Here is a 3462-nt window from a genome sequence, read left to right on the forward strand (position 1 = left end):
GATTCGCCCTGCAACCGCGCCGATGCTTATCGCGGCTCGCGCAGCACATAGCCCACTCCGCGCAGGGTGTGCAGCAGGCGCTTCTCGCCGGTGTCGATCTTGCGGCGCAGATATGACACATAGGACTCGACGACGTTGACGTCACCACCGAAGTCGTAGCGCCAGACGTGGTCCAGGATTTTCGGCTTGCTCAGCACGGTGCCGGCATTGATCACGAAGTAGCGCAGCAGCGTGAACTCCGTGGGCGACAGCGACACTGGCTCGCCGGCCTTCCACACCTCGTGGGTGTCCTCGTCGAGTTCGATGTCGGCGAATGTCAGCCGGGCATTGCGACGCTCGGTGACGCCTTTGCCAGTGCGCCGCAAGATGACTCGCAGCCGAGCGACAACCTCTTCCAGGCTGAACGGCTTGGTGACATAGTCGTCGCCACCAAGCGTCAGCCCGGCGATCTTGTCCTGCAACGAGTCGCGCGCGGTGAGGAATAGCGCAGGTGCGTCGATGCCGTCGGCGCGGAGCCGGCGCAGCACCCCGAAGCCATCCATTCCGGGCATCATCACATCGAGGATCACCGCATCCGGCTTGACGTCGCGGGCCAAATCCAGCGCCGCCGATCCGGTCGTCGCAGTGTGCACCTCGAAGCCCTGGAACTTGAGGCTCACCGACAGAAGTTCGACGATGTTGTCTTCGTCGTCGACGACGAGTACCCGCGCCTCGGGAGTGGTTTCTGCTGCGATTGCCGATGCCATCTGTCTATTTGCTCGCACTTAGCTCAAGACAGCCTGGCCAATGGCTGTGGACTTGCTGTCAGTTAGTTTTCCGACAGCCTCAGGTGGCTGCGACCGGCGCGAATACACTCGGGGAATGAACCTCGGCAAAAGCCTGGCCGCCATCGCCACCGCGCCCGTGCGCGTCGGACTCGCGGCCGCCGACGCGGGCCTCGGCATTGCGACGTCGGCGCTTGGCCTCGCGCATCGAACATTGGGTGAGGCGGGCGCGCCGGTCGGGTCGAATGCGGTCGTGCACATGCTGGGCATCGACGACGCGGTCACCCGGGCCAACCGGCTGGCCCGGTTGTTAGACGACGACGCGCCGCTGGGGCGCGCCCTGGCTACCGACGGGCCGATCGATCGGCTGCTGCGTCCGGGTGGGGTGGTCGACATGCTCACATCACCGGGCGGCCTGCTTGACCGGCTGACCGCCGAGGGTGGCGGGCTGGAGCGGGCGCTGAAGCCCGGCGGCCTGGTGGATCAGCTAACCGCCGACGAGGGGCTGATCGATCGGGTGCTCGCCGAGGACGGGCTGGCGGATCGGCTGCTGGCCGAGGGCGGGCTGATCGACAAGCTCACCGCCCGTCACGGGCCGCTCGAGCAGCTCGCCGACGTCGCCGACACCCTGAGCCGGCTGGCACCGGGAATGGAAGCGCTGGAGCCGGCCATCGCCACGCTGCAGGACGCCGTCATGTCGCTCACCATGGTGGTCAACCCGCTCAGCAACATTGCCGACCGGATTCCGCTGCCCGGCCGCCGTCCGTCCCGCCGCTCGTCGGCACGGACAGTGCGTTCTCAGCGCGTCGTCGACCACGACGAGTGAGCCGTTAGGCTTACTACCGGTTAAAACCGGCCTCCTTAGCTCAGTGGTAGAGCACTCGCCTTGGTAAACGGGCGGGTCGAACATTAGTTGCATGCTCAGGCGGCTAGAGCGTCAATAGGACTGGCCGTGGGCGTACCGCTGCTGCTCATAGAGGTAGTCCCGGACGTAGTGGCCTTGGTACGACGTGCGACCACAGACTCCGGTGTCGAGCCAGGCCTCCAAGAGCAAGCGTCGGCGGTGTGACTGTTGGCATGCATTGGTGCAGAACACCTTTAGCCGACGGCCTGTGAAATCGACTCCGCACCCGAGACAGGTCATTGACATAAGACGACGCTATCCCTGAGTGCCGACAGGAATGGAGCCGCTGAAATGGAGCCGCGTGAGAGACTCGAACTCTCGCCATTCGCCTTACAAGGGCGACGCTCTACCAACTGAGCTAACGCGGCCGGGCCGGCTCGATGAGCCATGACGATTCTACGACGGGGTGATGCCGTCGGAGCTGCGCGCCGACTAGAGCGGCGGAGGTGCGAGCCGACGCTGTCGGTGTCGTCCGGTCGGGCGGCAGGTCGCGGAAGGAGCGCCTGGTAAGCGAGCGGTCGTCAGTTCAATCCTGACAGGAGGCTCCACTAACAGAGGCTCCGCTGAAAAATAGTTTCTACCTTGGCGTTTCGTCAGCCAACCACCGTCGCGACCGTGTTCGATGGGTCCTTCGTGGTCCAGAGGTTGTCGGTACGCACTCGTCTGCGCGGCGACCTTGAGGGCGTCGCAAGCGATCACCTCCGAGCTCGGCACATGTCGCTGCCGGCTTCGACTTTGACAAGCGTGATCGTCCGGGACTTCGCCGGGCTCGACCAAGCCGATGGATTAGGCAGCGCCGGTGATAGCCCGCCACTTTGCGGCGTCAGCGAGCCGGTCCGGCAGTCTCGTCAAGAGCGCTACGAGGCCCTTGGCCCGAACGGGTGCCAAGTAACGCGTCCGTGGTCTCCGCGTCTCCGACGCCTCGGCGATCGTGCGGGCCAGCGTGGCCGCCGGCATCGCCTGCTTCCGCTGCTTGGCCAGGAACTTCTCGGCGCTCTCGATCAACGGGCCATACCCCTCGGCCCTTGCTGTCGGCGCATCGCCCCGCTCGCGGCTCGAGGCGTCGGCGATGTCGGTAGCCACAAACGACGGTTCAATCAGCATCACTTTGATGCCCAGCGGAGCAAGTTCCATCCGCAACGCGTCAGACAGTGCCTCGACCGCATATTTGCTTGCCCCGTAGGCGCCCATCGCCGGAAAAGTCGTACGCCCGACGATCGAGCTGATGTTGATGATGCGGCCAGCTGCGCGAGCGCGCATTCTGGGCAGGACAGCGTGTGTAACCGCCAGCAGACCGAACACATTGGTATCGAACTGCCGCTTCACTTCTTGGATCGAAAGCGTTTCGATCGGACCGGTTAAGGCGAAGCCTGCCGCATTCACCAGTACGTCGACACCCGTGCCCTGGGTAGCGATGTCGATGAGCGACCACGCCCGCTCGATCGAGCCCTCGTCTGTCACATCCAGCGGGGCTGCGACGACGCCCGAATACGTTGTCGCGAGGTCGTCTAGGACGTCGCGCCGTCGAGCCGCGGCGAAGACAGTATGGCCGCGATGGGCCAACTCGATCGCGACCGCTTTGCCGATGCCGGAGCTTGCCCCAGTGACCAGTATCGTGAGTTTGTCGGGCATCTGATTCTGCTCCTGTCGCACTGGATTCAAACCGAAACACGAGCCGCCTTACCACATCGACTTTCCCAAGCTGACTGCGCGGGTTCGATTCCCCTCATCGACACCCTCATCGGCTCCATTCTGACCACCTCAGGTGAGGTTCGAAACACCGCTCAACGCACC

At 64.4% G+C, this 3462-nt stretch carries 3 protein-coding genes and 2 tRNA genes; 2 read left to right on the forward strand and 3 right to left on the reverse strand.

The features are described from left to right. Positions 1–26: 26 nt before the first annotated feature. On the reverse strand, positions 27–746 hold the full coding sequence (locus tag WAN71_RS01065) for a response regulator transcription factor (RefSeq protein WP_422223556.1): 720 nt from the start codon (positions 744–746) through the stop codon (positions 27–29). Between the two features lie 115 nt (positions 747–861). On the opposite strand from WAN71_RS01065, the gene WAN71_RS01070 reads away from it, so the two are divergent. Next, positions 862–1590, forward strand: a complete 729-nt coding sequence (locus tag WAN71_RS01070) for a hypothetical protein (RefSeq protein ID WP_422223557.1) — start codon at positions 862–864, stop codon at positions 1588–1590. Positions 1591–1619: 29 nt separating this feature from the next. Then, positions 1620–1695, forward strand: a tRNA-OTHER gene (locus WAN71_RS01075). Between the two features lie 265 nt (positions 1696–1960). Here the strand turns inward: WAN71_RS01075 and WAN71_RS01080 are convergent. Further along, positions 1961–2036 (reverse strand) — tRNA-Thr (locus WAN71_RS01080). Positions 2037–2454: 418 nt separating this feature from the next. Then, positions 2455–3300, reverse strand: a complete 846-nt coding sequence (locus WAN71_RS01085; protein WP_422223558.1) for an SDR family oxidoreductase — start codon at positions 3298–3300, stop codon at positions 2455–2457. Positions 3301–3462 lie beyond the last annotated feature (162 nt).

The sequence above is a fragment of the Mycobacterium sp. genome (assembly GCF_049280035.1).
Classification (GTDB): domain Bacteria; phylum Actinomycetota; class Actinomycetes; order Mycobacteriales; family Mycobacteriaceae; genus Mycobacterium.